The sequence below is a fragment of the Streptomyces cellostaticus genome (assembly GCF_001513965.1).
Lineage (GTDB): Bacteria > Actinomycetota > Actinomycetes > Streptomycetales > Streptomycetaceae > Streptomyces > Streptomyces cellostaticus.
Map to the genome: position 1 here is coordinate 151,707 of NZ_KQ948017.1, position 21,034 is coordinate 172,740.

The following is a 21,034-nucleotide window of genomic DNA, read 5'->3' on the forward strand; positions in this document are numbered from 1 at the left end:
AGGGGCTTGGGGGTTGCTACGTCCGCCGTCGCAAGGCGCGCAGCAGCAGGACGGTGACGTCGTCGGTGCGCTGGCCGGTGGGCCAGGCGTGCTGGACGAGGCTGTCCGCGAGCTGCCCGAGGTCGTGGTCGTCCGCGTCTGCGAGGTGCTTGACCAGTGCGGACGTGGCACGGGCCACGTCGGTTCCGGGCAGTTCCACCAGCCCGTCGGTGTGGAGGGCGAGGATGGCCTGGTCCGGGAGCGTGGTGGCGGTGACGGGGTAGCGAACGGCTGCCCCGATGCCCAGCAGCGGACCCGGTTCGACGTCCAGAATGTGCGCGTGGTGGGGAGCCACCCGCAGCAACGGCGGTACGTGACCGGCACTGGCGAGGGTCACCCGGTGCCCGATCAGGTCGACTTGTACGTAGAGGCAGGCGACGAGCAGTTCGGTGTCCAGGTCCACCAGGAGCTGATTGGTGCGGGCCAGGACCAGATCCGGTGTCGCCCCGGCGTTCGTGTGGGCGTGGATGGCGGTGCGGACCTGTCCCATGAGTGCGGCCGAGGCGACGCTGTGGCCCTCCACGTCGCCGATGACGGCGGCCGCGGTGCTGTCGTCCAGGCGCAGCAGGTCGTAGAAGTCTCCGCCCACGTCGACACCGTGCCCGGCCGGCAGGCAGCGCGCGGTGACTTCCAGGCCCGGCAGGGTGGGCAGGGTGCGTGGCAGGAGCGCCTGTTGGAGTTCGTGGACGAGGCGATGCTGGGTGTCGTACAGGCGGGCGCGGTCCAGCGCCTGGGCCACGAGGCCCGCCAGCGAGGTGAGGATGGCACGCTCGTCGGCAGTGAAGGCGTGCGGGCTCTCGTACGACAGGACACAACAGCCGACCGGACGGCCCGAAATGACCAACGGCAGGAAGGCCCAGGCCTGTTTGCCGCTCATCCGCGGCGCTTGGGGATAGCTGTCGGCGAGTTCGGCCGGGCTGGCGAAGAAGGCGGGGGTACCACGGGCCAGGACGTCGCCGGCCGGGGTGAGGGAGGTGTCGAACGGCAGCGCGTCCAGGCCCTCCATGACGTCGGCGGGATAGCCGTGGTGTCCGGTGATCTTCAGCCGGCCGGCCTCGACGGCCGAGAGGACCAGGCCCTGGGCGCCGAAGGCGGGCAGAACGTGGTCGGCGATGAGCGCGACGAGGTCACGCACGGTCACCGTTTCCGTGAGCGCGGCCGCCAGGTGGACCAACTGGTAGAGGCGCCCCGTCGGGGCCGGCGAGGCTCGGTGTGCGGCGGGCGCCGCCGAGTGGGCGGGCTGCTCTCCCCGTGGGGTGATGCGGACGCTGATGCCGCTGCTGTCCGGGTAGAGCCGGAAGGTCAGCCACCGATCCGGCGGGCGGAGGGCGTCGAAGGAAGCGGGTGCCCGGCTGACGACCACCGTGCGGTACTGGTCCTCGTACACGGGGTCGTCCAGCCACGGCAGCGCCTGCCAGGGCCGCGTGCCGATCAGCCGCTCCGGCTCGCGCCCGAGCAGCCGGGCGGCGGCGCTGCTGACGAAGGTGACGCGGCCCTCCAGATCAAGAGCGACCGCACCTTCGGGCAGGCGTTCGAGGTAGTCGACGGCGGCCACACCGGTTGGGACGGGGTGACGTACGGTGCCGACGCGGAAGATGCGGGGCTGCTCGGGCAGGCCGGGCGGCCCTGGCGCCTCGTCCAGCAGCCGCGCCAGCCGACGGGCGCCAGTGGTGAGGTGCCCGCTTTCGCGCGCGGATGCCTCCTGCGGGTGGTCGGCGGGCCACATCAGCACGATGCCGCCCCAGCACCGGCTCACGCCGGTCACCGCGATCGCGGCGAGAGCGAACCGGTAGGGCAGGACGGCCGCGGTGCGCGGGTAGCGGCGCGCCATCTCGTCATGGCTTCCGATCCACACCAGGCGGTGCTCCCGGATCGCGTCGGCGACCGGAACGGGAGCGGCGAGCGGCAGCCGTTGCCACGGCGCGGTGAATTCGACGGGCAGACCGCACAGGGCCACCAGGCGCAGCACCGGCCCCGGTTCCTCGATCAGGTACAGACCGCCGATCGACGCCCCGGTGTCGCCCACGACGTCTGTCAGGGCTGCCCCTAGGGCGTCGTCCAGTGACCCTCCGTCGCCGGTGAATCGACCGAGCGACTCAGATGCGGTCATACCGGGACAATATGCCCGGCGTGGATCATTGCCAAGGCAGGGTCGCGGAGCGCCGGTGGGCCCGTTCCGCATCAGTGACGACGGCCGGCGCATGGACGGTCACGGACTGGAGCACCACTGCCGCCCGGCACCTCGGGGAGGCACGGCCCGGCATCGGTCAACTTCTGGCCAAAGCATCGGAGTTGATGTGAGAAGCTGTCGTCCGCCGGTCGCGGGCGGGGCCGCAGCGGCCGTCGAGAGGAGCACAGCGTGGGACAGGACGGCTTTCGGGTCGCGGAGATCGACACCACCAGGCCGCACCCTGCGCGGATCTACGACTACCTGCTGGGCGGCAAGGACAACTACGAGGTGGACCAGCGGGCCGGTGACGAACTCGCCGCCGCCGCGCCCGAGGTACGCATCGGTCTGCAGGCCAACCGCGCCTTCCTGCAGCGTGCCGTCCGGTACGTCGTCGGCAGCGGTGTACGCCAGATCCTCGACATCGGTACCGGGCTGCCCACCTCGCCCAACGTGCACGAGATCGCCCAGGAAGCGGCGCCGGACGTGCGGGTCGCGTACGTCGACAACGACCCGATCGTGGCCGCCCACGCCAACGCGCTGCTCAGCAGTTCCGGGGCGACCAGCGTCGTGCTCGGCGACCTGCGTGACCCGCAGGCCGTCGTGGACCACCCCGACGTCCGTCGCACCATCGACTTCGACGAGCCGGTCGCCCTGCTCCTCGTCGCCGTCCTGCACTTCCTGACCGACGCGGAGCAGCCGGAGCAGGCCGTCGCCGCGCTGCGCGACGCACTGCCGGCCGGCAGCTTCCTGGTGCTCTCGCACGCCACGGGCGACTTCGCCGACCGCAGCGCGGCCCAGGCCGTCTACAACAACGCGACCGCCACCCTGAACCTGCGCTCCCGCACCGAGGTCGAGCGGTTCTTCGCCGGCTTCGAACTGGTCGAGCCCGGCCTGGCCCAGGTCCCGTTCTGGCGCCCGGACACCACGCCCCCGCCGAGGTCCCGCGAGATCGGCTTCTACGGAGGCGTGGCCCGCAAGACCAGCTGACAGAGGGACCGAGCGGTTCGCGGCCGCCGTGGAGCGGCTCTCGGCCATGAGGTCGTCGGCCGAGAACGCCCCGTCCGGAACGGAGTGTTGGGCGAGCAGGGCGGGCAGGGCGTCGTCGGCGCCGGGTGTCCCGTGCGGCAGCACTCCGCGCCCCGTCCTCGGCACGGATCCGCATCCACCGCGTCTTTCCAGCCGCCGTCCCGTCGGCGGCCTTGGCGCGCCGGCCTCGGCGAGCCCGCGACACGACACCAGACGCCCAAGGCGACCCTTCTGCACGTCGCGGTACTGGTCAACGGTAAGTTGATCGCCATGAGTGACAACGTGTACTTCGACATCACCATCAACGACGAGCCGGCCGGCCGGATCGTCTTCAAGCTCTTCGACGACGTGGTTCCCAAGACCACCAAGAACTTCCGCGAGCTGGCCACCGGCGAGCACGGCTTCGGTTACGCCGGTTCCTCCTTCCACCGTGTCATCCCGCAGTTCATGCTGCAGGGTGGCGACTTCACCGCGGGCAACGGCACCGGCGGCAAGAGCATCTACGGCGAGAAGTTCGCCGACGAGAACTTCACCCTCAAGCACGACCGCCCGTACCTGCTGAGCATGGCGAACGCGGGTCCGCACACGAACGGCTCGCAGTTCTTCATCACCACGATCGTCACGGACTGGCTCGACGGCAAGCACGTCGTCTTCGGCGAGGTCGTCGAGGGCCAGGAGCTGGTCAAGCGCATCGAGGGCGTCGGCAGCCGGAACGGTGCGACCAGCGCCAAGGTCACGATCGCCGCGAGCGGGACGGTCTGACGGTCGCACTCCCGCACCAGCGGGTGACGAAACGACCCGGTGATGACGCCGGTCGGTCGTGCCCTGACCGGCTGTCTCACCGGGCGTCGACATCCAGTGCTGTACGTCTTCCCGAGCCGCCGTGGATCAGCGCGCCGGACAGGCTGGCCCAGACGATCAAGTCGGGTCCCTGAGTCCGGCGATGCGCGGCTTCGCCCTGTTCTCCGGCAGGTCCGGCCGGGCGAGCCGGCGTCTTTCGTCCGATCATGTCAGCAGAGACTCGTCGAGGGCCGCCCGCGCGATGTCGGCGGCGCGCGACGGTCGGCGACGAGCACGGCGTGGCGAGCACGGGAGGGACCCGTGAGGCAGTGGCGGCGCGGCCTCCACCGCGCTTGGGAGTGGCTCCGTCTGCAGGCCCTGCTCCGACAGGGCCGCGAGCTGGAGCTGATGCACCGGGCCATGGGGTTCGCCACGCTGGCCCTGGTGACGCTTGCTCCGCTGCTGATCGTGGTCGCCGCGGCCGACCCGCTGGTACGGGGCGGCTTCGCGTCGTGGCTCACCGACGGCATGGGGCTGTCCGGGCGGTCCGCCGACGCGCTCACCGGCATCATCAGTCCGCCGCGCAAGGTCATCGGCACCACCAGTGTGCTGAGCCTGGTCCTGCTCGCGGTGTTCGGCGTGTCCTTCGCGGGCAGCGTGCAGAACGGCTACGAGCGGGTCTGGGGCCTCGCGTCCGGTCCCTGGCACCGGGTCTGGCGGCAGGTGACCTGGCTGGTGGCGCTGACCGCGTACCTCTACCAGGAGGTCCAGACACGGACGGCGCTGCACGGGATGCAGCGGGTCACGCTGTCCGTGCTGAGCGCGGTGCTGTTCTTCTGGTGGGGCCAGCGCTTCCTGCTGGGGGGCCAGGTCCACTGGCGTGCCCTACTGCCGGGCGCGCTCGCCACCGTCGGCGGCCTGGCCGGCCTGAGGGCCTTCTCCTCCCTCGTCTTCACCCCGCTCATCGTCACCAACGCGCTGAGCTACGGCGCGGTCGGGACCGTGCTGGTGGTGGAGTCGTGGCTGATCGGCGTCGGGTTCGTGGTGTACGGGGGCGCGCTGTTCGGGCGTTGGTTCTGTGAACACCACTGGATGCCGTCCCACGAGGAGTGAGCGTCCCCTCAGCCGATGGCGGCCGTGCCCGACGTCGCTTCGAGGTTGTGTGTCATGCGTTCCAGGACGCGTACGGCGGTGCCGTACTCCTCCAGCGAAATGCCGGCGATGACCGTCTCCCGGAAGATGGCGACCCGTTCGGTGACGGCGCCCAGGCGGGCGTCGCCGTCCGGGGTGAGGGCGAGGAGTCCCGGGGCGGGGCGCCGCGCCCATCCGTCGGCGACGACGGCCTCGAGGGCGCCGGTCAGGGCGGTGGCGTCGGCGTTGGCGGCCAGGGCGGCGCGGACCTCGGTGTCGGTGGCTGCGGGCGCGGAGCGTACGACGTTGAGGACCTGCCAGGTCAGCCGGGTGAGGCCGTACTCCGCCAACATGGCGTCCATCTGCCGGGTGAGGGCCTGGTCGGTGCGGTTGAGCCAGTAGCCGATGGGCTTCATGACAGAGCGGGTTCCTTCGGGTTCGGGGCGAGAAGAGCGGGCCAGTCCTGGGCGGCGACCCAGTCGGCGAAGGTGTGCCAGCGCACCTCGGGGTGGGCGCGGCGCAGGCCGGTGACGTCGACGTCGAGGCCGGTGGCGGTGAAGTAGGCGAACATCGCGGCGAGGTCGTGCGAGTGGGTGCGGACGTAGGACAGCGGCACCTCGCGGTGGGTGACGGGGCGGCCGGTGGCGGCCGCGAGGACCGCGGCGATCTGGGTGGCGGTGAGTTCGTCGGAGGCGATGTCGATGCGGCGGCCGGTGAAGGCGGCCCGGCGCTGCAGGACCAGGGCCGCGAAGGCGCCGATGTCGTCGGCGGGGATGAGGGTCAGGGGGCGGTCGGCCGGCATGGGCCAGGCGAAGCTGTTCTCGCGCAGGCCCTCCAGGGTCCAGCCGGAGGCGAAGTTGTCCATGAAGGCCGCCGGGGCGATGACGGTCCAGGGGACGCCCGTCGCCCGCAGGTGGCGCTCGATCTCGTCCTTGCTGTCGTAGTGCGGAATGCCCGTGCCGCGGTCGGCGTGCGCGGCCGAGGTGAACACGATGTGGCCGGTCCGGGCGGCCGCCGCCGCATCCAGCAGGGTCTTGCCCTGGCGGACCTCGGTCGCGGTGTCCGTGCCGAACGGGGTCGTCACGGCGAAGAGGGAATCGGCGCCCGCGAGGGCTGCGTCGAGGGAGGAACGGTCGTCGAAGTCGGCGTGGCGGACGTCCGCGCCGAGCCGGCGCAGAGCCTCGGCCGCCGGTGCGGCGGGGGTGCGGGTGAGGGCGCGGACCCGGTGGCCGGCGGCCAGCAGGGCACGGGCCGTGGCACCGCCCTGGGCGCCGGTCGCGCCGGTGACGGCGATGGTGAGCATGGGGGCTCCTGAAGGGAGAGTTCGGGATGGGGCGTGACGAGCGATGCCGATGCATCTGCACCGCGCATTGGCTGCGTCACGAAGGAGAATATCCCACCTCCCCTGCGTCGCGCAGACAATTTGCTGCGAGGTGGATCACTCCCCGGAAGGTGTCCCGGAGCGATGGTGGAGCGGGCTGCACCGCGATGGTGCAGCCCGCTCCACCGGCCGTCCGCGCCTGATCGCCTAGCGTGGCCGTATGGGCAAAGCGTTGCGGCAGGCCGGGCGTGCCACGGTTCACCTGGCTCTGGCCGCGGTCATGGCCTTCGGGTTGTACCTCTTCATCACCGTGCTGCTGATCACGGCCGTGGGAACGATCGCGGTGATCGGGGCGTGGATGCTGCCCGAGACCGTGCTGCTGATCCGGCGGATCGCCGGTGCCAAGCGGCGCATGACCGCCGCATGGACGGGCCGGGAGATCCCGGAGGCGTACCAGTCCCTGACCGGACCGCTGCGCGTACGCCTGCGCACCGCGGTCCGCGACTCCGGAACCCTCATCGACCTGCGCTGGATGACGGCCTCGTACGTGTACGGCGCTCTGGTCTTCCTGCCGCTGCCGCTGGGGCCGCTGGGGCTGGTCGTCGACGGGGTGTGGTGCGCACTGCTGCGCCGGGCACCGGTCGTACTGCCGCTGATCACCCGGATCGCCGATCTGGAAGCCCGCTGGTCGACGGCTCTGCTCAGGCCCTCGCCCAAGGCGCTGCTGGCCGCCCGGGTCGAACAGCTGGCCGCGACCCGCGCCGACGCGATCGCCGCGCACGAGGCCGAACTGCGCCGTATCGAACGCGATCTGCACGACGGCGCCCAGGCCCGTCTGGTGGCGCTGTCCATGCGGATCGGGCTGGCGCAGCGCGCCTACGACCGTGATCCGGAGACGGCGCGCAGGCTGCTGGCCGAGGCTCAGGACCAGGCCGAGGAGGCGCTCACCGAACTGCGGCAGGTGGTGCGCGGCATCCATCCGCCGATCCTCACCGACCGCGGCCTCGTCGGTGCCGTACGGGCACTGGGCGCGAGCAGTGGTCTGGCGGTGACCGTGGAGGTGGAGGGCGGTCTCGACGAGGGTCCGCGGCCGCCGGCCGCCGTCGAGGCCGCCGCGTACTTCGCGGTCGCCGAGGCGCTGACCAACGCCGCCAGGCACAGCAGCGGCGGGCGGGCGGCCGTCCGGCTGGAACGGCTGCGCACCGGGCTGCGTGCCGTCGTCCGGGACGACGGCACGGGCGGGGCCGACGAGAACGGCGGTACCGGCCTGCTTGGCATCCGCCGCCGGGTCGCCGCGCTCGACGGCAGCATGCAGGTGTCCAGCCCCGCCGGAGGCCCGACCGTGATGGAGGTGCGGCTGCCGTGCGTGTGGTGATCGCCGGGGACTACACCTACGGCAAGCAGTCGCCCGAGGGCGTTGAACCGCCGGCTCGCCCCGTCGCGTACCCCGGTCAGGGCTCGCGGTGTTCGTGCGCCGCCTGCTCCAGCGCCGCCGCCTCCGCCTCGGCCACCCGGGTCTCGGCCGTCACGTCGATCGAGCGCGTCAGCCACCAGTACAGCGCAGCGGAGACCGGCAGCCCGATGAACAGGGAGATGTCGGCTCCGCCGAGCGCCTTGGCGACGGGGCCGACGTACAGGGTCCCGACGGAGAAGAACGGGACCATGAGGGCGAAGCCGACCAGGTACGAGATGATGCCGTGCCAGCCCCAACGCCCGTAGATGCCGTGCGGGTTGAAGATCTCGGCGACGGCGTAGTGCCCGCGGCGCACGACGTAGTAGTCCATCAGGTTCACCGCGGTCCACGGGATGAACAGGTACAGCACCAGCAGCAGGAAGTTGTTGAAGTTCTCAAGGAAGTTGGAGGTCGCGGCCAGCGCGCCGACCAGGGAGAGCGCCGCGGTCAGCCCGAGGGTCAGCAGACGCACGCCCAGCGTCGGCCGGACCCGCTTGAACGAGTCGATGGCGCTGATGAGGGTCAGTGAACCGCCGTACATGTTCAGTGCGGTGACGGAGACCAGGCCCAGGGTGGCGAAGAGCAGCACGATCGCACCGAAGCCGTCGAACACCTTGTCGCCCGCGGCGTTGATCGACGCGATCGTCTCGAAGTCCTTGCCGGCCCACGCGGCCAGCATCGCCCCGAGCGCCATCAGCCAGATGCCGCCGAGCGCGGAGCCGAAGTACGTCCAGTAGAAGGTCTTCCTGACCGTCACGTCCGGCGGGAGGTAGCGCGAGTAGTCCGAGACGTAGATGGCCCAGCTGATCTGGTAGCCGGCGACCACGCCGAACTGGGCGAGGAACGGCGTCGCCTTGAAGGCGCCGAGGTCGAAGGAGCCCGCCGGGTAGTGCAGGGTGACCAGGACGCCGACGGTGAAGATCCCGAAGACGACGAGGAAGGTGTACGTCAGGAACCGCTCGGCCTTGTGGATGATGTCGTAGCCCACCAGCGCGATGACCAGCGCGACCGCGGTGACCACGACCACCCACAGCTTGACGCCGCCGTGCACCGTGGTGTGGAGGGCGTCGGCGGCGAGGATGCTGTTGAAGACGTTGAATCCCGCGTACTGCACATAGGCGAAGAGCCACACCAGGAGGGCGCCGACGTAGCCGAACTGGGGCCGCGACTGGATCATCTGCGGCAGCCCCAGCTGGGGGCCCTGGGCCGAGTGGAAGGCCATGAAGAAGGTGCCGATGACGGTACCGGCGACGATGGCCAGCAGCGACCAGATGAGGTTGCCGCCCTCGGTGATGCTGATCAGCCCCACCGCCAGGGTCGCGATCTGGGCGTTGGACATGAACCACAAGGGGCCCAGATGCCAGAGCTTGCCGTGCCGCTCGTCAAGGGGGACGTAGTCGATCGACCGGACCTCGAGGCCGGACACCCTCGGCTCCGCTGATGTGCTCATGCCGCCTCCCGAGGCCGGTCCGCCCCTCCGGTCACATTGTTCCCCCGCTGGAATGCGGCGGACACCGGGGCGGCGTCGTCCGGTGGCATCGGAACCCGGCCCGTCACGCCGTGCGAGGTCCGGTCACCGTGTTGCCCTCCTCACAAAAGGCAGGCAAAGGGCCCTCGCCGTGGCAGCGGTCACTTCGCCGAGCGGGCGTTTTGTTTACGTTCGCTGTGCTGTGTTCCTTCCCTCCGACCTGCCGAGGCCGCTCACCATGCCGTACCGCTCCCGTCCCCTGTCGCGCCCGCGGATCCCGGGAAGGCGCACAGCGATCTCCGGCGTACTCGCGGCCGTGCCGGCGGCGCTGCTCGCGGCCGGTGCGCTCGCCCCGGCACCGGCGGCCGCGGCGTCGGCGCCGTCCGGCTCCACCGCGGCCGGCTTTCCCGCCTCGGTGCAGGCACAGGGGAAGGCCCGTGTGACGGCGGCGGTGCTCGACCTGGACGGCACAGGCCGGGAACCCGCGCTGTACGGCGCCGACACCCCCTACGACACGGCGAGCATCATCAAGGTCGACATCCTCGCGGCGAGGCTGCTCCAGGCGCAGGACTCCGGGCACGGCCTGACCACGCAGGAGCGCGCCCAGGCGGAGAAGATGATTGAGCACAGCGACAACACGGCGGCGGACGCCCTCTGGCGGCGGGTCGGACTCGCTCCGGGCCTCAAGGCGGCGAACAAGCGGCTGGGGCTGACCTCCACCGCAGGCGGCCCCGGCGTCAAGTGGGGGCTGACCCGGACCACGGCGAGCGACCAGATACGCCTGCTGCGCGGGGTCTTCGACACCGGCGCGGCCATGAAGGCCGGGACCGGGCCGGCGCTCGACGACGCGTCCCGCGCCTACATCCGCACGCTGATGAGCGGTGTCGCCGCCGATCAGGCCTGGGGTGTCTCGGCGGCCGCCGGGTCCGGGTGGGCCCTGAAGAACGGCTGGCTGCAGCGCAACACGACCGGACTGTGGGACGTCAACAGCGTCGGCCGGATCACGGCCGGCGGGCACCACTACCTCGTCGCGGTGCTCTCGGACGGCAACACGTCGATGAAGGACGGCATCGCCCTGGTGGAACGGGCGGCCCGTACCGCCGTCTCCACGACGACCGCCCACTGACGGCACGCCGCCCCCGGCGTTCGGCCGGGGGCGGCGTGCTCAGCGCTCAGGGCGCCTTCAGGAAGGCTTCGCCGCCGAGACCGCGGTCACCGTGACCTTGTTGTCGCACTCGGCGAACTCACCGTCGGACAGGGCGACTTGATGAGCCCCCGCCCCGGGCAGGCCGACCACCAGCGTCGGGTACACGACGGGCTTGGCGCCGGACACGCAGTAGCCGTCAGCCTCTCCCTGTACCTGCACGAAGGTCAGCTTCACCCATGCCTTGCCGCCCGGCGCGACCCGTATCGCCGACGCGGCGCCCGTACGGGTCACCGACAGCGGGCTGTTGTGCTCGGGCGAGCCGTTGCCCGCCCCGGCCACCGTCGGGTAGCCGCTCAGGACGCAGGGCCGCCCGGAGACGTTGGTGAACTGCACGACCGCCGCTCCGGTGCCCGTGCCATCCGGACGGACCGCGGCCTGGTACGCACTCGCCTCCACGGCCGCCGCCCCACACGCCGGCACCGAGGCGGCCGACGTGGCGGACGCGGGAGAGGCAGGGGCACCCGAAGCGGTCGGCGTGGCGCCGCCGGCGGGCCGCGAGGTCGCGGTACCCGGGCTCGTCGGGGAGGAGGCCGTGGAGGAAGACGACGCGGTGGTGGGGGCCTGGGAGGTCTTCTCGGCAGCCGGATCGCCGCCACCCGACTGGCACGCCGACAACGACAGTGCAGCCGCGATCACGGCCGTCGCCGACGCGGTGACGCGGACGGTGTTTCGGTACTGCATGGGGTCCCCCCGATTTCCGAAGTACACAGGTCGACCGGCCTCCGGGCCGGTGCACACCGTCGGAGACAGAGCCGCCGGACCAGGGGTTCCCCTGTGGATCACCTGTGACACGGCGGTGACGGAAACCGGGCTGGATCGGCACGGACGCCCGGCGGGGGCCGGGGTCCGGGCCCGGCGGCGTGGCGGATGAGGCGCCGGCTCGGTTCGCGGCGAGGATGGCTTCCTGGGCGAGCCGGCTGGGAGGCGGGTATGACGGTGAACCGGATCGGCCTGGTCGTTCACGGCGGACGGGCGGAGGCCGTGGCCGCGGCGAGGGCCGTGCGCGGGTGGTGCGCCGAGCATGCCGTGGGGTGTGCCGACATCGACGTGTGGCAGGACGGCGAGCGGCACAGCGCCCGGGAAGAGCTCGATGCCGCGGGCGATCCGGACCTCATCGTCACCCTGGGCGGCGACGGGACCTTCCTGCGGGGTGCCCGGCTGGCGGCCGAGGGCGACGTCATGGTCCTCGGCGTCGACCTCGGACGGGTGGGGTTCCTGACGGAAGTCCCCGCCACGGCGGTGCGCACGGCGCTGGATGCCGTACGGGAGGAGCGGATCACCGTCGAGAGCCGGATGCTCCTGACCATGCGGGCGTCGTGCCGGCTGGAGGTGCCGCAGCACATGGAGGCGCTGATGCAATACGGCCGTGGGCCGCTGCTGCCCCCGCCCCGGGTGCGCTCGGAGTGCGAGATCGGTGACGACTGGGGTGTCGCCCTGAACGTCACCGCACTGAACGACATCGTCGTGGAGAAGCTGGCCCGGGACCGGCAGGTGTCGGTCGGCGTCTATCTGGCCGGCCGGCTCCTCGCGTCCTACTCGGCCGACGCGCTGCTGGTGGCCACGCCCACGGGCTCCACCGCGTACAGCTTCGCCGCCGGCGGTCCGGTCGTCTCGCCGCGCGCGGAGGGCCTCGTCTTCACACCGGTCGCCCCGCACATGGCGTTCAACCGCTCGGTCGTGGCCGCCCCCGACGAGCCCGTCGCACTACGCGTGCTCGAACGCTCGGGCCAGGCCGCCGTCAGTATCGACGGCCAGCTGCGAGGTGTGCTCAATCCCGGGGACTGGATCGGCGTGTACGCCGCTCCCCGCCGGCTCAAGGCGGTCCGGCTGGGCCCCATGGACTTCTACGGCCGACTGCGGGAGCGCATGAACCTCACCGACGCTCCGGCCGCGCTCGCCGACGGGACCGCCGCCCCGCTGTGGCCGGTGACCACACCGCCGCCGGATGATCTCGCACACCTCGCGCTGCCGCCGCTCCCGACGAGCCTCGGCTAACCTGAGGTCCCCTGCGGAGGTCCGGCAGAACTCACGCGTCCCGGCATGCAACCATTCACCGCACCCGGATGTCTCACCCCATAAAAGGATGACTCGACCAAGGGGGACATCATGCGACGAATCGGAGCCGCGGTGGCGGCACTTCTTCTCGCGGGGGCCGGCTGGGGAGCGGCGACCACCGCCGCGGACGCCGCACCGGCGGCGACCGCACGGGCCACGGCCTGCCCGACGGGCTGGGGCAGCGGCGCCAAGGGCGGCACAGCCGTCGGATCCGTGCCGCTGAAGGACATCAAGACCGGTCGGCATGACTGCTTCGACCGCATGGTGTTCGCCGTACCCGGAGGCGGCAGCCACATCGGGTATTCCGTCAGATACGTCAACCGGCTCCACCAGTCCGCGAGCGGCCGGTACATCCCGGTCGGCGGCGGGGCCGTGCTCGACGTCCACGTCGGCGCGCCGAGCTACGACCCGGTGACCGGCGCGGTGACGTACCCGGGCAAGGTGGGACGGCCCCTTCCCGGCGTGAACCTCAGCGGGTACCGCACCTTCAAGGACACCCGGTACGCCGGCAGCTTCGAGGGGGAGACACAGATCGGTCTCGGCGTCCGCGCCCGGCTGCCGTTCCGGGTGATCCAGCTGTCCGACCGGCTGGTCGTCGACGTGGCCCACAACTGGACGGGCAGCCGCTGAGTACGTGGACCAAGACCGGGGCGCGCGGAGACTTGCCGCGCGCCCCCGAGTCTGGTTGGGTACCGGCGCCACAGGTGCGCGGGCCGTGCCGGGCGGGAGGGGAGCGGACGGCGTGCACTCGACGGTACGACAGGACGGCTCAGGGACGTTGCCCGAAGGGCTGGGGCAAGCGATACGAGGGACCGCAGAGGAGATAGCCGCACTGCTGCGGAGCGCGCCCGGCACGGCACTTCCCGTGCCGGGATCGGAATGGACCCTCGGCGAGGCGGCCGCCCATCTGGCCCTGGCCAATGAGCTGATGGCCGATCTGGCGTCCGGGCGTGAGCGCCCCTACGGAGACGGCACACCCCAGAGCCTGGCCGCGGCCAACGCCCGGTCCCTCGCCGCCTTCGGGGAGCGCCGTGCGGAACCACTGGCGACGATGATCACGGACCAGGCCGAGGCGTTCCTGGACGCCATGACACGGACCGCGGCCGGCGGGGCCGCCGACGGCCCGGCACCGGCCACGCCCCTGGGCCCCATGCACCCGTCCGTCCTCGCGTCATACCTGCTCACGCACATGCTGGGCCACGGATACGACCTCGCTCGCGCCCTGAGGCGTCCGCACATGGTCGACCGCGCGCGGGTGAGCCTCTGCATGCCGTTCATGCTCTCGGTCATGCCACGTGTCGCCGACACCGGGGCCACGGCCGGTCTCACGGCCCGCTACCGGGTCCGGCTCCGCGGCGGCGAGGCGTTCGGCGTGTCCCTGGCCGACGGCGCCGTGCAGGTGACGCCGGGGCCGCCGCCCGGCCGTGCGGACTGCACCATCCTCATCGAGCCCGTCACCTTCCTGCTCATCGCACTGGGCCGGCGCAACCCCTGGCGTGCCATCGCCCAGGGGCAGGTCCTCGCCTGGGGCCCCAAACCGTGGCTGGCACCGCGCTTCCCGGCCCTGTTCACCGCGCCCTGAGCCGGCTCACGGCTGCTTCACGACGACGGGCCTGAGCGGGTGGCGCCGAAATGGGTCTCGTGGGTCCAGACGTGGGTGCAGGACGGGCACTGCAGGTGGAGCAGGCTGCCGGTGTTGGAGAGCAGGTAGCGCCAGTGTCCGTGGCACGTACGCCCCTGCCGGCAGGTGACGCAGGTGCGGTGGTCGTCGCAGTTCGGACAGGCCACCCAGGCGCGGCGGCCGATGTCGGCCTGCGGGTCAAGCGGCAGCATCGCCGCCCCCGCGGGCCGGGAGCACACCGGCCGCGACCAGTTCCTCGTACACGCGCTGCTGCTCCGCGCTGAGGCCGGAGTACAGCAGGTCATACGCCTCCTCCTCACCGCGCAGTGCGGCGACGGGGTCCCAGTCGGGCCCCAGCGCGGCCAGGGTGTGCGTCCGCCGGAGCATTTCGTGGGAGCTCAGGTCGAAGGCGAAGTCGACCGGTGCGGGCCCGCTCGCAGCGGCGGATTCGTCCGGTTCGTCAGGAAGGGTGGGGCCATGGGAGGACATGGGATCGAACGTAGGTACGCCTTACCCGCCAGGGCAAGAGCAGGTGGGGGAAGTCACAGCGAGCCTGCCGAAGGGGCGGCCATTCGGGTGATCGGCAACGCGCCCAGGTTCTGCGGGGATCCAAGGAACACGGGCCCTTCGGGCATTCCTCGCTCGCACAGTGGTCGATTCGAAGTGGCAGCCTGCCGGTGGCGGACCGAAACTGAAGCCGACGGTTCGTGATCAGGAAAGAGCACGCGCCTTGAGCTTCCGATGGTTCGGCGGGCCTTTCTTCAATGCCCGAGGGACCCGACCCCGCCACCGGCGGCCGACGGCGATCCAGACGTCTTCCAGGAGATCGAATGGTGGAGCAGTCCTCCGAGGTCCCTCTGTCCGGGCCGGACGAAGGCGCCGTCACCAGGCTGAGCGGCGCCGGCCCTGCGACGGATACCGAGCGGGAACTCGCGAAAGCGCTGGCTGACGTCGTATGCGCCGAGCGCGTTCCGGTCGACAGGCACTTCTTTACCGACCTCGGCGCCAACTCCCTGGTCATGGCCCAGTTCTGCGCGCGGGTGAGGAAGAGAGCAGACCTGCCGTCCCCGTCCATGAAGGACATCTACCGGCACCCCACGATCCGAAGTCTGGCGGCGGCTTTCGCCGAGGCCGCTCCCCCTCCCGTCGGTTCATCGGTCCCCGCCTCACCGGCGGCGCCCATGAACCCGCCGGCTCCGGTGACAGGCACGGGCAAGTTGAACCATGTGCTCTGTGGAACATTCCAGTTACTGGTATTCCTCGGGTACTCCCTGGTCGCCGGTTTTGCCGCCGACGGCGGATACGGCTGGATCGCCACCGGCTCAGGACTGGCCGACATCTATCTGCGGTCGCTGCTGGTCGGAGGCATCGGGTTCATCGCTCTGTGCACGTTCCCGGTCGTCGCCAAATGGATTCTCATAGGCCGCTGGAAACCGGGAGAGTTCCCCGTCTGGGGTCTGACATATCTGCGCTTCTGGCTCGTCAAGGTACTGCTCCACGCGAATCCGATGATCCTCTTCGTCGGCAATCCGCTGTACGTGCTGTATCTCCGAGCGCTCGGCGCACGGATCGGCAAGGGAGTCACGATCCTCTCCCCGTCCGTCCCGGTCTGCACCGACCTGCTCACGATCGGCGCCGGCACGGTCATCCGCAAGGACTCGTTCTTCCTCGGCTACCGGGCCCACTCGGGGCGTATCCAGACCGGCCGGATCACTCTCGGCCGCGATGTGTTCATCGGCGAGAAGACCGTCCTGGACATCGACACGACGATGGGCGACGGCGCCCAGCTCGGTCACTCGTCCGCCCTGCACCGCGGCCAGGCGGTCCCGGACGGCGAGCACTGGCACGGAACCCCGGCACAGGCCACCGAGATCGACTACGTGCGGGTCGCGCCGGCCAGGTGCGGCACCGGGCGCCGGGCCTGGTTCGGACTCGTCACGCTGCTTCAGCTGTTCTTCCTGTACCTTCCGCTGGCCGTCGGCGGGGTGTACATGCTGTTCACCGAGGTACCGGCGATCGGAAAGCGCCTCGACCCGCAGATGGCCGCAGTGAAGCGGTCGGAATTGATCCCCGACGCGCTGGAACTCTCGCTCGTCCTGTTCTTCGGCTTCGTCGTCGTGGGCCTCGTCGCCCTGTGCACCGTTCCGCGGCTGCTGAGGCTGGCCGTCAAGCCGGACCGGGTCTATCCGCTCTACGGATTCCACTACGCGGTACACCGGGCGACGGCTCGCATGACGAACATCAAGTTCTTCGCCTGGCTGTTCGGTGACAGCTCCTACATCGTGCACTATCTCCAAGGACTCGGATACGACTTGTCACGGGTCGAGCAGACCGGGTCGAACTTCGGTACCGAAGTGCAGCACGAGACCCCGTTTCTGGTCTCTGTCGGCAGCGGAACGATGGTGGCCGACGGACTGTCCATCATCAACGCGGACTTTTCCAGTACGTCCTTCCGGCTGTCCCGTGCGTCGATCGGGCCGCACAACTTCCTCGGCAACAACATCGCCTATCCCGCAGGCGCCAGAACAGGTGCCAACTGCCTGCTCGCCACGAAGGTGATGGTTCCCCTCGACGGTGAGGTCCGGGAAAACGTAGGGCTCCTCGGTTCGCCGTGCTTCGAGATTCCCCGGTCGGTGGAGCGTGACTCACGGTTCGACGGCCTCAGGACCGGCGACGTACTCCACCGTCGTCTCGCCGCGAAGAACCGCTACAACCTGCGCTCGATGGTCCTCATGCTGCTCGTGCGGTGGCTGCACGCCTTTGCGCTCACGCTGTTCGGACTCGCGTCCGTGGATCTGTACGGAGCGGCCGGACACCTGGTGATCGCCGGATACCTGGCCATCACTCTCGCGTTCAGCACCCTCTACTTCGTCCTGGTGGAGCGGTGCATCACGTCGTTCCGTGCGCTGCGGCCCCGGCTGTGCTCCATCTACGACCCCTACTTCTGGTGGCACGAGCGCCTGTGGAAGGTGCCGGACCATTACCTCGACATCTTCAACGGAACGCCCTTCAAGACCCTGGTCTGGCGACTGCTGGGCGTGCGCATCGGCGGCAGGGTCTTCGACGACGGCTGCTATCTGACGGAGCGGTCACTCGCCACCATCGGCGACGAGTGCACCCTCAACGCCGGGAGCAAGATCCAGTGCCACTCGCAGGAGGACGGCACCTTCAAGTCCGACGGCACCACGCTCGGTGCCGGCTGCACGCTGGGCATCGCCGCCCATGTGCATTACGGCGTGACGATGGGCGACGGCGCGGTGCTGGCGCCCGATTCCTTCCTCATGAAGGGCGAGGAGGTCCCCCCGTACGCACGGTGGGGCGGCAACCCCGCCGTGGACATGCCGGATGCCGCCGACCAGTCCTGCGCAGGCGGCCGGGCAATGTCACCGTCATCGGCCAACGCCACTGCGGCGACCCTGAGTTGAGGAAGGCCATTCGATGGGAGCGTGTGTGGAAGCGGACCGGGAGTTCTGGAGCCGTGTGCTGGCCGAAGGTGGTACCACCGCGGTGCCACGCTGGGTCCGGCAGCCGGTTCCCGGAGCGGCCGAGCACGAGGCAGCGGTGCCGGACGACGTGGCCGAGGCGGTACGTGGGCTGGTACGGGAGTGGGGAGTACCGGTCAGCGCGTTCCTGCTGGCGGCGCATGCCAGGGTGTTGGCCGCGTTGTCCGGTGAGCACGAGGTCGTGACGGGTTACGCCGCCGGTGTGCGAGGCGAGCCGCTGCCGTGCCGCCTGGCCGTTCCCCCGGGCTCCTGGCGCGCACTGGTGTCGACCGCTCAGCACGCCGAGGCACAGGTGCTGGCGCACCGGGAGTTCCCGGTGGACGAACTGCGGCGGGAGCTGGGCGCGGCGGAGCCGTCGTACGAAGTCGTGTTCGGTCCCCGGGCGGGCGAGGACACCCTCGCTGATGACGGCGTTCTGCACGTGCGGTGGTCCGACCGGGACGGACGGCTGTGGCTGCGGCTGCGCTACCGCACGGACGTGCTGGACGCCGCGGGCGCGGCCCGGATCGGCGGCTACCACGTGACGGCGCTTCGGCTGATGACGGCCGACGTGGACGCCGAGCACGCCCGGCAGAGTCTGCTGTCGGCCGACGAGGTGCGCGAGCAGTTGGAAGGGCTGGCCGGGCCCCGCCGTTCGCTGCCGGACGCGCGGGCGCACGAACTGTTCGAGCAGCGGGTACGGGCGCATCCGGACGCGGTGGCGGCGGTGCACGGCGAGCAGGAGTGGACGTACGCAGAGCTGAACGCGCGGGCGAACCGGTTGGCGCGGGCGCTGCTGGCACGCGGGCTGGGCCGGGAAGACGTGGTCGCCGTGGTCACCGAACGCAGTCTCGACTGGCTGGCCGCCACGCTGGCGGTGTTCAAGGCGGGCGGCGCCTACCTCCCCATCGAGCCGCACTTCCCGGCCGACCGCATCGCGGCAACGTTGTCACGCGCGGGGTGCCGACTGGTCCTGACCGAGTCCGGCAGCACCCGGACCCTCGACCGGGCGCTCGCCGCCGAGCCGGGAACCGAGAGGCTGCTGATCGAGACGGCGTACACGGAGCCGCACACCGACGGGGATCTCGGGGTGCGGGTCGACGCCGATCAGCTGGCCTACATCTACTTCACGTCCGGCTCCACCGGCGAGCCGAAGGGCGCGATGTGCGAGCACGCGGGTCTGCTCAACCATCTCTTCGCCAAGATCGACGACCTGGGGATCGGCGAGGGATGCGTGGTGGCGCAGACCGCCCCGCAGTGCTTCGACATCTCGCTGTGGCAGCTGGTGTCCTCGCTGCTGGTGGGCGGGCGGACGCTGCTGGTCGGGCAGGACGTGATCGTGGACGTGGAGCGGTTCGTCGACACGCTCGTCCGCGGCCGGGTGGCGGTGGCGCAGGTCGTGCCCTCCTATCTGGAGGTCGTGGTCTCGTATCTGGAGCAGCACCCCCGCGCCGTGCCGGACCTGCGGTGCGTGTCGGTGACCGGTGAGGCGCTGAAACGGGAGCTGGTCCAGCGCTGGTTCGCGATCCAGCCGGAGATCAAGCTGGTCAACGCCTACGGACTGACCGAGACGTCGGACGACACCAACCACGAGGTGATGGACGCGGTGCCCGAGCGCGTTCTGCTGGGGCGTGCGGTCAACAACGTGCACGTCTACGTCGTGGACGAGCAGCTGTCGTTGGTGCCGCTTGGCGCTCCGGGACTGATCGCGTTCTCGGGTGTCTGCGTGGGCCGTGGGTACGTCAACGACCCCGAGCGGACCCGAGAGGCCTACCGGCAGGACCCGTACCGGCCGGGTCAGCGGCTCTACCTCGGAGGTGACTGGGGGCGCTGGCACCCCGGCGGCAAGCTGGAGTTCCTCGGCCGCCGGGACAACCAGGTCAAGATCCGCGGCTTCCGCATCGAGATCGGCGAGATCGAGAACGCCCTGCTGCGGGTGGCCGGGGTGCGGGACGGTGCGGTGGTGGTCGCCGACCGGGCCGGGCAGAACAAGCACCTGATCGCCTTCTACACGGGCCGGCACCTGCAGACGCACGGGCTGCGCGAGGCGCTGGGTGCCGTCCTGCCCGGCTACATGGTCCCCTCGGCCTTCCACTGGCAGCCCGGTCTGCCCCTGACCGCCAACGGCAAGATCGACAGGAAGGTGCTCACCGCTCTCGCGGAAGCGACGGGAGCGACGGGAGCGACGGGAGCGACGGGAGCGACGGGAGCGACGGAACCAGCCGTTCACAGCAAGGACGAGCGCGTCCCGCTCACCCCGACCGAGCGGAAGCTGGCGGCCGCCTGGGCCGGTCTGCTGGGCGTCCCCGAGCACCACATCGGCCGGAAGGACCACTTCTTCGACTCCGGGGCCACCTCGCTGACGGCGGTCAGACTCACCATCGCGCTCGACCGGGCTGTGTCCCTCAAGGACATCACCCGGCACCCGGTACTCGCCGACCTGGCCGCCCTCCTCGACGGCACGGCGCGCCAGCGCACAGAGCTGCTCCAGCCGCTGTCGGAAGCGGGCAGCGCGCCGCAGTGCGCACTGGTGTGCTTCCCCTACGCGGGCGGCAACGCGGTCAACTACCAGCCGATGGCGAGCGCGTTGGCGGGCACCGGCATCGCGGTCCTCGCGGTGGACCTGCCCGGTCACGACCTGGCTTCCCACCCGGAGCCGTTCGCCTCGATCACGCAGGTGGCGGAGCGGGTCACCGCCGAGATCACCGCGCGCGGCCTGACCCGGGTCCTGCTGTGGGGCCACTCGTCGGGCGCCGCGCCGGCCGTCGAGACCGCCCGGAGGCTTCAGGCGCACGGTGTGGACGTGCCGCGGGTGTTCCTCGGTGCGCAGCTGCTCGGCACCGCCGCCGACCGGCGCGCCGCCATCGGCGAACTGACGAGCCGGAGCAACGCGGAGATCGCCGCGCGGCTGACCGCGGACAGCGGCTACAGCGAACTCGCGGAACTGAACGCGCAGCACGCCGAGCACATCGGTGCCGCCTACCGGCACGACTGCGTGTCCGCGCACCGCTATTTCTGCGCAGCCCTGGAATCCCCGGCACTCGCGAAGCTGGCCGCGCCGGTCTCGGTGGTCGTCGCCGCCGACGATCCGCACACCGCAGGCCATGCCCAGCGCCACCGGGACTGGCTGCTCCTGGCCGAGCACGTGGATCTGCACGAGCTGGCCGACGGCGGCCACTACTTCCCGCGCACCCGTCCGGCCCAGGCGGCACAGGCCGTCCTGGGCGTCGTAGCACCACTGGCCTCCTCCTGAACCCCGTAGAGCCTCCAGACGGGCAACC

General features: G+C 71.0%; 17 protein-coding genes. 10 read left to right on the forward strand and 7 right to left on the reverse strand.

The window, feature by feature from the left end; genetic code table 11:
• Positions 1–16: 16 nt before the first annotated feature.
• A complete protein-coding gene (locus tag AQI88_RS07850; RefSeq protein WP_066994089.1) occupies positions 17–2,149 on the reverse strand; it encodes a SpoIIE family protein phosphatase in 2,133 nt (710 codons plus the stop codon).
• 249 nt (positions 2,150–2,398) lie between these two features.
• Here AQI88_RS07850 and AQI88_RS07855 point away from each other — a divergent pair, with 249 nt between their 5' ends.
• The 3 genes from AQI88_RS07855 (at position 2,399) to AQI88_RS07865 (ending at position 5,128) form a co-directional block, all read left to right on the forward strand.
• The gene (locus tag AQI88_RS07855; RefSeq protein WP_066994092.1) at positions 2,399–3,196 is read left to right on the forward strand and encodes an SAM-dependent methyltransferase; all 798 of its coding nucleotides are present in this window, start codon (positions 2,399–2,401) and stop codon (positions 3,194–3,196) included.
• A 309-nt stretch (positions 3,197–3,505) separates the two neighbouring features.
• Positions 3,506–3,997 carry a peptidylprolyl isomerase gene (locus AQI88_RS07860; protein WP_066994095.1) on the forward strand — a complete coding sequence of 164 codons (492 nt, stop codon included), beginning with the start codon at positions 3,506–3,508 and terminating at the stop codon, positions 3,995–3,997.
• A 339-nt stretch (positions 3,998–4,336) separates the two neighbouring features.
• Entirely contained in the window at positions 4,337–5,128 is a 792-nt protein-coding gene (locus tag AQI88_RS07865) for a ribonuclease BN (RefSeq protein ID WP_066994098.1), read from the forward strand.
• Between the two features lie 8 nt (positions 5,129–5,136).
• On the opposite strand, the gene AQI88_RS07870 is transcribed toward AQI88_RS07865, so the two are convergent.
• Entirely contained in the window at positions 5,137–5,562 is a 426-nt protein-coding gene (locus AQI88_RS07870) for a MarR family winged helix-turn-helix transcriptional regulator (protein WP_066994101.1), read from the reverse strand.
• The gene (locus AQI88_RS07875) at positions 5,559–6,449 is read right to left on the reverse strand and encodes an NmrA/HSCARG family protein (protein ID WP_066994104.1); all 891 of its coding nucleotides are present in this window, start codon (positions 6,447–6,449) and stop codon (positions 5,559–5,561) included. The genes AQI88_RS07870 and AQI88_RS07875 overlap by 4 nt, the downstream gene beginning before the upstream one ends.
• A gap of 238 nt (positions 6,450–6,687) precedes the next feature.
• Here AQI88_RS07875 and AQI88_RS07880 point away from each other — a divergent pair, with 238 nt between their 5' ends.
• Complete coding sequence (locus AQI88_RS07880) at positions 6,688–7,842, forward strand: sensor histidine kinase (protein WP_066994107.1); 1,155 nt, start codon at positions 6,688–6,690, stop codon at positions 7,840–7,842.
• A 76-nt stretch (positions 7,843–7,918) separates the two neighbouring features.
• On the opposite strand, the gene AQI88_RS07885 is transcribed toward AQI88_RS07880, so the two are convergent.
• Positions 7,919–9,370 (reverse strand): purine-cytosine permease family protein, encoded by a 1,452-nt coding sequence (locus AQI88_RS07885; RefSeq protein WP_208615736.1) that lies wholly within the window; start codon positions 9,368–9,370, stop codon positions 7,919–7,921.
• Positions 9,371–9,626: 256 nt separating this feature from the next.
• On the opposite strand from AQI88_RS07885, the gene AQI88_RS07890 reads away from it, so the two are divergent.
• Positions 9,627–10,514, forward strand: coding sequence for a serine hydrolase (locus tag AQI88_RS07890; RefSeq protein ID WP_066994992.1), 888 nt, complete (start codon positions 9,627–9,629; stop codon positions 10,512–10,514).
• Positions 10,515–10,571: 57 nt separating this feature from the next.
• Here the strand turns inward: AQI88_RS07890 and AQI88_RS07895 are convergent, their stop codons facing one another.
• Positions 10,572–11,276, reverse strand: a complete 705-nt coding sequence (locus AQI88_RS07895; protein ID WP_066994114.1) for a DUF4232 domain-containing protein — start codon at positions 11,274–11,276, stop codon at positions 10,572–10,574.
• Positions 11,277–11,525: 249 nt separating this feature from the next.
• On the opposite strand from AQI88_RS07895, the gene AQI88_RS07900 reads away from it, so the two are divergent.
• From AQI88_RS07900 to AQI88_RS07910, 3 genes are all read left to right on the forward strand, one after another.
• Positions 11,526–12,590 (forward strand): NAD(+)/NADH kinase, encoded by a 1,065-nt coding sequence (locus AQI88_RS07900; protein WP_066994117.1) that lies wholly within the window; start codon positions 11,526–11,528, stop codon positions 12,588–12,590.
• Between the two features lie 111 nt (positions 12,591–12,701).
• Entirely contained in the window at positions 12,702–13,280 is a 579-nt protein-coding gene (locus AQI88_RS07905; RefSeq protein ID WP_066994120.1) for an AMIN-like domain-containing (lipo)protein, read from the forward strand.
• Between the two features lie 112 nt (positions 13,281–13,392).
• Complete coding sequence (locus tag AQI88_RS07910; RefSeq protein ID WP_066994123.1) at positions 13,393–14,232, forward strand: maleylpyruvate isomerase family mycothiol-dependent enzyme; 840 nt, start codon at positions 13,393–13,395, stop codon at positions 14,230–14,232.
• Between the two features lie 17 nt (positions 14,233–14,249).
• Here the strand turns inward: AQI88_RS07910 and AQI88_RS07915 are convergent, their stop codons facing one another.
• Positions 14,250–14,483, reverse strand: coding sequence for a hypothetical protein (locus tag AQI88_RS07915; RefSeq protein WP_066994995.1), 234 nt, complete (start codon positions 14,481–14,483; stop codon positions 14,250–14,252).
• Entirely contained in the window at positions 14,470–14,760 is a 291-nt protein-coding gene (locus AQI88_RS07920; protein WP_066994125.1) for a DUF6400 family protein, read from the reverse strand. Before AQI88_RS07920 ends, AQI88_RS07915 begins: the two co-directional genes overlap by 14 nt.
• Positions 14,761–15,101: 341 nt before the next feature.
• On the opposite strand from AQI88_RS07920, the gene AQI88_RS07925 reads away from it, so the two are divergent.
• Positions 15,102–17,696 carry a Pls/PosA family non-ribosomal peptide synthetase gene (locus AQI88_RS07925; RefSeq protein ID WP_066994128.1) on the forward strand — a complete coding sequence of 865 codons (2,595 nt, stop codon included), beginning with the start codon at positions 15,102–15,104 and terminating at the stop codon, positions 17,694–17,696.
• Positions 17,697–17,709: 13 nt separating this feature from the next.
• Positions 17,710–21,006 (forward strand): non-ribosomal peptide synthetase, encoded by a 3,297-nt coding sequence (locus AQI88_RS07930; protein ID WP_066994131.1) that lies wholly within the window; start codon positions 17,710–17,712, stop codon positions 21,004–21,006.
• Positions 21,007–21,034: the final 28 nt, after the last annotated feature.

Coding starts and splice junctions, on each gene's coding strand:
- AQI88_RS07930 (WP_066994131.1), top strand. CDS start 17,710: ATGGGAGCGTGTGTGGAAGCGGACCGGGAGTTCTGGAGCCGTGTGCTG.
- AQI88_RS07885 (WP_208615736.1), bottom strand. CDS start 9,370: ATGAGCACATCAGCGGAGCCGAGGGTGTCCGGCCTCGAGGTCCGGTCG.
- AQI88_RS07900 (WP_066994117.1), top strand. CDS start 11,526: ATGACGGTGAACCGGATCGGCCTGGTCGTTCACGGCGGACGGGCGGAG.
- AQI88_RS07870 (WP_066994101.1), bottom strand. CDS start 5,562: ATGAAGCCCATCGGCTACTGGCTCAACCGCACCGACCAGGCCCTCACC.
- AQI88_RS07890 (WP_066994992.1), top strand. CDS start 9,627: ATGCCGTACCGCTCCCGTCCCCTGTCGCGCCCGCGGATCCCGGGAAGG.
- AQI88_RS07850 (WP_066994089.1), bottom strand. CDS start 2,149: ATGACCGCATCTGAGTCGCTCGGTCGATTCACCGGCGACGGAGGGTCA.
- AQI88_RS07880 (WP_066994107.1), top strand. CDS start 6,688: ATGGGCAAAGCGTTGCGGCAGGCCGGGCGTGCCACGGTTCACCTGGCT.
- AQI88_RS07915 (WP_066994995.1), bottom strand. CDS start 14,483: ATGCTGCCGCTTGACCCGCAGGCCGACATCGGCCGCCGCGCCTGGGTG.
- AQI88_RS07920 (WP_066994125.1), bottom strand. CDS start 14,760: ATGTCCTCCCATGGCCCCACCCTTCCTGACGAACCGGACGAATCCGCC.
- AQI88_RS07895 (WP_066994114.1), bottom strand. CDS start 11,276: ATGCAGTACCGAAACACCGTCCGCGTCACCGCGTCGGCGACGGCCGTG.
- AQI88_RS07860 (WP_066994095.1), top strand. CDS start 3,506: ATGAGTGACAACGTGTACTTCGACATCACCATCAACGACGAGCCGGCC.
- AQI88_RS07905 (WP_066994120.1), top strand. CDS start 12,702: ATGCGACGAATCGGAGCCGCGGTGGCGGCACTTCTTCTCGCGGGGGCC.
- AQI88_RS07875 (WP_066994104.1), bottom strand. CDS start 6,449: ATGCTCACCATCGCCGTCACCGGCGCGACCGGCGCCCAGGGCGGTGCC.
- AQI88_RS07925 (WP_066994128.1), top strand. CDS start 15,102: ATGGTGGAGCAGTCCTCCGAGGTCCCTCTGTCCGGGCCGGACGAAGGC.